Below are 7563 nucleotides of genomic sequence, written 5' to 3'. Positions count from 1 at the left end.
CTGGCGCCGGATCGAGAAGTTCCCCGGCGTCCCCGACATGACCTACGTGAGTCGCCTCGTCGCTTCGTCGCACGACAAGGGGACCGTCTACGCGGCGTTCGACAACCACAAGATGGGAGACTTCGCCCCGTATCTCCTCCGCAGCGACGACGAAGGGCGGACGTGGCGGTCGATCGCGGGCGATCTCCCGAAGCGCGGGACGGTCTATGCGCTGGCCGAGGACCCGGTCGACGGGAAACTCCTCTTCGCCGGAAACGAATTCGGGCTCTTCTTCACGAAGGACGGGGGAAACCGCTGGATCGCGCTGAAGGGCGGCCTCCCGACGATCGAGGTCCGCGACCTCGCGATCCAGAAACGGGAGAACGATCTCGTCGCCGCCACCTTCGGGCGGGGCTTCTACGTCCTGGACGACTACACGCCGCTCCGGGGGGCGACGTCCGAGATGCTCGAGAAGGAAGCGGTGCTCTTTCCGGTCAAGCCGGCGAGGGTGACGATGCCGAAAGCGCCGCTCGGGCTTCCCGGGAAAGCCTTCCAGGGGGATGCCTTCTACGCGGCCCCGAATCCCCCCTTCGGCGCGGTGTTCACGTATTACCTGAAGGAGGAGCTGAAGACGAGGAAGGAGGCGCGGCACGAGCGGGAGAAGAAGATCGACAAGGAAGGCGGAGACATGCCTTTCGCTTCCCTTTCCGATCTCCGCGCGGAAACGGCGGAAGAAGAGCCGTCGCTGATCTTCACCATCACGGATTCCGATGGGAACGTCGTCCGCCGCCTGACCGCGAAAGGGGAGAAGGGCGTGCACCGGATCGCCTGGGATCTCCGCTACCCGGCCGCGGTGCCGACCTCGCTGAAGCCTCCTTCGGCCGATCCGTTTGCCCCTCCGCCGACCGGCCCCATGGTCGTTCCGGGGCGCTACACGGTCGCCCTCGCCAAGCGCGTCGAAGGGAAGCTCGTTCCCGTCGGAGAGCCCCGGACGTTCGAAGCCTCGGGCGTCGGGACGATTCCCGAGAAGGACCGCGCCGCCCTCCTGGCGTTCGAGCTGAAGACCGCGCGCCTGCAGCGCGCCGTGCGCGGCGCGGGCGAAGTCGTCGACGAGGTGCACGAGCGCCTGGAGCACATCAAGCGGTCGCTCCTCGACACGCCCGGGAAGGACACCGCGTCGCTCGGCGCGGACGCCCGCGCGATCGAGGAGCGCCTCCGCGACATCGACACGAAGCTTCGCGGCGACCGGGTCGCGGCGCGCTACGAGATGCCGACGGCGCCGTCGATCACGGACCGCGTCGAAGGAATCGTCGGAACGCAGTGGACGGCGACGTCCGCGCCCACGGGAACGAGCGTGGACGCGTACTCGATCGCGGCGGACGACTTCGGGGCACAACTCGCGGCGCTCCGCACCCTCGTCGGGAAGGACCTCAAGGCGCTCGAAGACAAGATGGAAGGAGCCGGGGCGCCGTATACGCCGGGCCGCCTCCCGGACTGGAAGAAAGAGTAGCCGGCACGGCGATGCATCGAGCCGGCCGCGTGCCGCCCCGCGAGACCCGGCGACGTACCGCGCGTGTACGCTTCGGGATCTCGCGGGCGACCCGTATCCCGGCGGGCTCGCGCCTCGCCGTGCTTCCCCGTGAATCGCCATCGGGCTCGTCCAGGCGAGCTCAGCGCTCCCCGAATTGAAGTATTTGCCTCATTGCCGGCGCGCCGAGGTCGATAGAATCGTCTCTTCGGAGGCGACATGGCCGTAGAGACGAAAGAAGGCAAGCCCGGCGTCCGCATCGAGTCGGACAGCATGGGGACGATCGAGGTTCCCGCCGACCGCTACTGGGGCGCGCAGACGCAGCGCTCGCTGATCCATTTCGCGATCGGGCACGACGTCATGCCGCGCGAGCTGATCCGCGCGATCGGGATCCTGAAGAAGGCCGCGGCGATCGTCAATCGCGACCTCGGGAAGCTCCCGGCGGACAAATCGGATGCGATCGTGCGGGCCGCCGACGAGGTCATCGCCGGGACCCTCGATGACCATTTCCCGCTCCGGATCTGGCAGACCGGCAGCGGCACGCAGACGAACATGAACGCCAACGAGGTGATCGGCAACCGCGCGACCGAGCTCGGAAAATCGGCCGAGCGGATCCACCCGAACGATCACGTCAACATGTCGCAGTCCTCGAACGACACTTTCCCCACCGCGATGCACATCGCGGCGGTCGAGGAGATCCACCGCTCCCTCATCCCCGCCGTCCGTCGTCTTCGCGACGCGCTCGACGCGAAAGCGAAGGAGTTCGACGGAATCGTGAAGATCGGCCGGACCCACCTGATGGACGCGGTGCCCCTCACGCTCGGCCAGGAGTTCTCCGGGTACGTCGCGCAGCTCGACGACGACCTCGAGCGGATCGACGCGGTTCTCCCGTCCCTCTACGAGCTCGCGCTCGGCGGGACCGCGGTCGGGACGGGCCTGAACACGCATCCCCGCTTCGCGGAGCTCGGGGCGAAGAAGATCGCCGAATTGACCGGCCTTCCGTTCGTCTCCGCGCCGAACAAGTTCGCCGCGCTCTCTTCGCACGACGCGCTCGTGATGGCGAGCGGCGCGCTCCGGACCCTCGCCGTGTCCTTGATGAAGATCGCCAACGACATCCGGTGGCTCGGATCCGGCCCCCGCGCCGGCCTCGGAGAGCTGATCCTCCCGGCCAACGAGCCGGGCTCGTCGATCATGCCGGGAAAGGTCAATCCCACGCAGTCGGAAGCGATGACCATGGTCTGCATCCAGGTGATGGGAAATGACGCCGCGATCGCGATCGCCGGATCTCAGGGCAATTTCGAGCTGAACGTCTTCAAGCCGCTGATCGTCCACAATTTCCTCCACTCCGTGCGGCTCCTTTCGGGCGCCTGCGCCATGTTCACGATCCATTGCGTCGAAGGGATCGAGCCCAACCGCGCGCAGATCGACCGGTTCGTCAGGAACTCGCTCATGCTGGTGACCGCGCTCAACCCGAAGATCGGCTACGACAAGGCCGCGAAGGTCGCCAAGAAGGCCTACCAGGAGGAAATCTCGCTGCGCGAGGCCGCGGTCGCGCTCGGATTTCTGACGGGGGAGGAGTTCGATGCGATCGTGAGGCCGGAGGACATGGTCCGTCCTCATTAGCCGGCGCGGCGATGCATCGAGCCGGGCGGGCGCGTGCCGCCCGGCACCGGCACGACGTACGCTCACGGTACGCCTTAGCCGCCGCCGGGCGACCCGCATCCCGCCGGGTTCGCGCCTCGCCGCGCTTTCCGGTCGTCTGAACCGAATCGACTCTGGGCTCTTACTGACGGTTTGGCGCGGCGATGCATCGAGCCGGGCGGGCGCGTGCCGCCCGGCACCGGCACGACGTACGCGGCATCCCTCAGCGGCGGGCGGGTGCCCCGGACGCGTCTTCCAACCCGTCACGGCGCGCCTCCGCGGAGAGCCATCTGATCAGCGGTCGTTTGGCGGGCCGCGTCGGCGCGACGTCGACCCGGCCCCTCGAGTAAGCCTTCGCGACGGACAGGCATCGCCCTTGCACTCCGTCCCCTTCGGAGGATGACACCAATGGAAGCGCAAGCCCTTTTGGACGAAATCCACCCGCGGACTCGGACGGTCAGCTCCCTGGGATTGTTCATGCCCTGCCCGCGTTGCGGCCGCGAGGCGCTGATGTTCGTCGAGCACGACTTCACCGTCTACGAGCACCGGCCGAGCATCGGCGACGAGACCCGCGAAGTCTGCATCCTGCCGTAGCGCACCTCCTCCTCTTCGCCAGCACGCCGCAGGCACCGCTCTTGCAATGGCAAGGGCAGGGAGGACTGCGCGTGGACCTGGAAACGACGTTCGAGGATTACACCGACATGGTCGAGGGATCGAAGACTCCCGATGGCGCGGTGATCGCCCGTTGCCCGCGTTGCGACCGGATGGGGCGGTTCTCGGAAATGGACCAGAACCAGACGTACGAGCATCGGCGGGTCAGCCCGGACGAAACCCGGGAAACCTGCATCATCCCGAAACCGAAGACCTAGGTCCCTATTTCTTCTCCGCGGGCGCGACCGGCGCGGCCTCGGCCGAAGCGGGCGCGAGGAACGCCTCGACCTCGCCGTGGATTCCGAAGCCGCCGTCGTTGACCGCCCCGATCCCGCCGTCGTAGCTGTAGACGCCGGAGCGGAAGTCGGCCTTGCCGAGACGCTTCGCGAATTCCTCCATCGAGATCACGCCGGGCGACATGTTCGTGACGGAGAACAGCAGGAACCCGTCGCCTCCCGGCGCCGGCGGCTGGAAGTCGGGGAATTTCTTCCGAAGCGCGTCGACGTCGCACAGGTCGTACGGGATCGCGCTCTTCCAGTCCTCGGCCGTCCACGACTCCGGACCCGAGATCGTCGCGTGGAAATGGGTCGTCTGCCCGCGCTTCAATTTCAGCTGGTCCGCGCTCATCGAGAGCTTCAGGACCGCGACCCGGATCTCGGCGCGGCGGCCGCCATCCTCGACGACGATCGTCGCATAGCCGGCGGGCGCGTCGTCCGGCACTTCGAAGAAGACGGAACGAGGATTCTCGGCGACGATCTTCGCGGGCCGCCCCCCGATCGTGATCGCGGTCTTCGTGCCGTCCCCGGAGAGCGATCCGCGGACGACGTGCATTCGGCCGGCGACGGCGACCGGCGGCGTCTCGAATCGATTGGGCGCGACGATGACCCCGAAGTCGCGCGTCTGAGGCATCGGGATCCGGATCGGCTGATCCAGAAAGGGCTTCTTCTCCCCGGGACGGCGCACGATGATCCGCATGCCGTCGCTCGGTCCGGCGAAACGGATTCCGTAGATCGATGGAAAGTGGAGCGCCTTGCCGTCGCCGAAGTCGACCGTCGTGCCGGGCGGGAACGTCGGTCGGCTGCCGCTTCCGTCCACCTTGTAGTGGATCGTTTCCACTCCCGGAACCGATTCGATCGGGCCCGGCTCCGCCAGACCCGGCGTCAGGGTCAGGACCTCGCCGACGTTCCGCGAAGTCGGGATCCGGAGAATCAGGTCCTTCGTGACGACGGTCTGGAAGTTCGGCTGGTCTTTATCGAGCAGCGGGCCACTGGAAACGACGACGACCTCCCCGAACGCGGGAGCGAGAAGCGGGAACGCCAGTGCCGCGGCGAGAAGCGGCGCTCGGCGGAACGGACGCGCGAACCTTTTCATCGCTTTCCTCTCTTTGAGCGAATTTTAACCGGGATTGCCCCTCCGGCCCTTCTCCCGAGCCCGTTCGGCGCGGCCCGCGAGCGATGCCGCGTGGTATCGTCCTCGTTCTCGTCGGACATCGGGAGGCTTTCCATGGAATCCTTGGTCGGTCAGACCATCGCTCACTACAAGATCGTCGGGCTCCTCGGCACCGGGGGAATGGGCTCCGTCTACGAAGCCGAGGACGCCGACCTCGGCCGCCGCGTCGCGATCAAGGTCCTGTCCGCCGATCTGAAGAATCAGACGGCGATGCTCGAACGCTTCAAGCGGGAGGCGCGCGCGGCCTCGGCGCTGAATCATCCCGGCATCTGTACGGTCTTCGCGATCGAGCAGCACGACGGCCAGCCCTTCATCGTGATGGAGCTGATCAAGGGGTCCACGCTGGCCGAGAAAATGGGCCGGCAGCCGTTCGAGACCGGTCCGCTCCTCGATCTCGGAATCCAGATCGCGGATGCCCTCGAGTCGGCGCACTCCAAGGGGATCGCGCACCGGGACCTGAAGCCCGCGAACCTGATGATCAACGACCGCGGACAGGTCAAGATCCTGGATTTCGGCCTGGCGAAGGTCGAGGCCGCGTTCGCGCAGAAGGGCGACGATTCCAGCCTCGACACGGCGATCGGCGGCGGTCCGCTGACGATGACGGGGACCGTGATGGGCACCGTGCACTACATGTCGCCGGAGCAGGCCCGGGGCCAGCTCACCGACGCGCGGACGGACATCTTTTCGCTGGGCGCGGTCCTCTACCAGATGGCGACGGGCACGCTTCCGTTCCAGGGAGACACCCAGGCGGTGATCTTCGACGCCATCCTGAATCGCGACCCGCTTCCGCTCGCCCAGGTCAATCCCGCCCAGCCGCTGGAGCTCGGGCGGATCATCGGGCGCGCTCTCGAAAAGGACCGCTCGATGCGCTATCAGAGCGCGACCGATCTGAAGACCGAGCTCCTGCGCCTCAAGCGGGACCTCGACTCGGGCCCGAGGCGCGCGGCGGAGCTCTCGGACTCCAAGAGCGGCGCGTTGAAGCCGGCGGAGAAGTCGGTCGCGGTCCTTTATTTCGAGAACCTCTCCGGCGTGAAGGAAGACGAGTACTTCCGCGACGGAATCACCGAGGACATCATCGCGGAGCTCTCGAAGATCGAAGGGCTCAGGGTCTTCTCGCGGCCGACGGTCCTCGCGTACCGCGACAAGCCGGCCACCCCCGCCCAGATCGGGCAGCAGCTGGGGGCCGCGTACGTCCTCGCGGGGAGTCTCCGGCGCGCCGGGAACCGGCTGCGCATCAGCGCGCAGCTCGTCGACACCCACACCGATTTTCCGCTCTGGATCGAGCGCTACGACCGCGAGATGCAGGACGTCTTCGAGGTGCAGGACGAGATCGCCCGCAACATCGCCTCGGCCCTGCGCCTGACGCTCAGTCCGACGGAGGAGAAGGCGATCGCGGCGCGCCCGACCGAGAACCTTCAGGCGTACGACTTCTTCCTCCGGGGTCGCAGTTACGCGAGGCGGCGCACGCGCCAGGATCTCGAGTTCGCGCTCCAGATGTACGAGAACGCAGTCGCGCAGGACCCGGGGTTCGCCCTCGCCTTCGCCGGGATCGCCAGCGTGTGCTCGATCTACCACTTCGACTACGAGCGGACGCCGAAATGGACGGAGAAGGCGGTCGAGGCGTCGCATCGGGCGAGCGCGCTCGGCCGGGACCTCCCCGAGGTCCGGGTCGCGGAAGCGTGGGTCCTGCACAGCGAGGGAAAGAACGCGGAAGCGCAGGCGATCGTGCGCGAAGTGGTGGCGTCGAAGCCCGACTGCGAAGGAGCGTACTACCTGCTGGGCCGTTCCCTCTTCAGCTCGGGGCACTACCAGGAGCTCGTCGACACCGCGGACGCCGCGATCGAAGCTTCCGGAGAGGATTACAGCGTGTTCGTTCCGATCACGAACGCTCTCTCCGCTCTCGGCAAGGAAGACCAGATGCGAAACGTCCGGCAGCGCGCGATCCAGACCCTCGAGAACCAGATCGCCCGGGTTCCCGAAGACGCGCGCGCGCGATCCCTTCTCGCGAACTTCTACGGGCAGATCGGCCGTACCGACGACGCGATCCGCGAGATGCAGTTCGCGGTCGCCCTTCGCCCCACGGATCCCACGATGCACTACAACACCGCGTGCACGTATTGCGGGCTCGGCAGGAAGAGCGAAGCGATCGAAGCGCTCAAGATGGCGTGGAAGTTCGGCTATCGAGATTCGGTGTGGGTGCGCCGCGACCCGGATCTGGCGATCCTCCACGACGAGCCGGAGTTCCACGAGCTCTATCCGGAGGCGCCGGCCGGAAGCTGACGAGGGGAGCGGATCGGTTCCGCGTGATATCGTCC

The 7563-nt window shown here is 67.1% G+C and carries 5 protein-coding genes; 4 read left to right on the top strand and 1 reads right to left on the bottom strand.

From position 1 onward, the window contains the following. From VFS34_03490 to VFS34_03480, 3 genes are all read left to right on the top strand, one after another. A partial coding sequence (locus tag VFS34_03490) for a glycosyl hydrolase (GenBank protein HET9793502.1) occupies positions 1–1489 on the top strand: 1489 nt, incomplete at its 5' end. Positions 1490–1726: 237 nt separating this feature from the next. Next, positions 1727–3130 (top strand): class II fumarate hydratase, encoded by a 1404-nt coding sequence (fumC, locus tag VFS34_03485; GenBank protein HET9793501.1) that lies wholly within the window; start codon positions 1727–1729, stop codon positions 3128–3130. 683 nt (positions 3131–3813) lie between these two features. After that, positions 3814–4017 carry a hypothetical protein gene (locus VFS34_03480; GenBank protein HET9793500.1) on the top strand — a complete coding sequence of 68 codons (204 nt, stop codon included), beginning with the start codon at positions 3814–3816 and terminating at the stop codon, positions 4015–4017. Between the two features lie 4 nt (positions 4018–4021). On the opposite strand, the gene VFS34_03475 is transcribed toward VFS34_03480, so the two are convergent. Then, positions 4022–5170 carry a hypothetical protein gene (locus VFS34_03475; protein ID HET9793499.1) on the bottom strand — a complete coding sequence of 383 codons (1149 nt, stop codon included), beginning with the start codon at positions 5168–5170 and terminating at the stop codon, positions 4022–4024. Positions 5171–5302: 132 nt separating this feature from the next. On the opposite strand from VFS34_03475, the gene VFS34_03470 reads away from it, so the two are divergent. Beyond that, positions 5303–7528 carry a protein kinase gene (locus tag VFS34_03470; GenBank protein HET9793498.1) on the top strand — a complete coding sequence of 742 codons (2226 nt, stop codon included), beginning with the start codon at positions 5303–5305 and terminating at the stop codon, positions 7526–7528. Positions 7529–7563: the final 35 nt, after the last annotated feature.

It is taken from the genome of Thermoanaerobaculia bacterium, assembly GCA_035717485.1.
GTDB lineage: Bacteria > Acidobacteriota > Thermoanaerobaculia > UBA5066 > DATFVB01 > DATFVB01.
This window is presented reverse-complemented; position numbering and strand designations above follow the sequence as displayed.

Excerpts from the sequence above, each read along its gene's own strand:
- fumC (HET9793501.1), top strand. The coding sequence starts at position 1,727 with ATGGCCGTAGAGACGAAAGAAGGCAAGCCCGGCGTCCGCATCGAGTCG.
- VFS34_03475 (HET9793499.1), bottom strand. The coding sequence starts at position 5,170 with ATGAAAAGGTTCGCGCGTCCGTTCCGCCGAGCGCCGCTTCTCGCCGCG.
- VFS34_03470 (HET9793498.1), top strand. The coding sequence starts at position 5,303 with ATGGAATCCTTGGTCGGTCAGACCATCGCTCACTACAAGATCGTCGGG.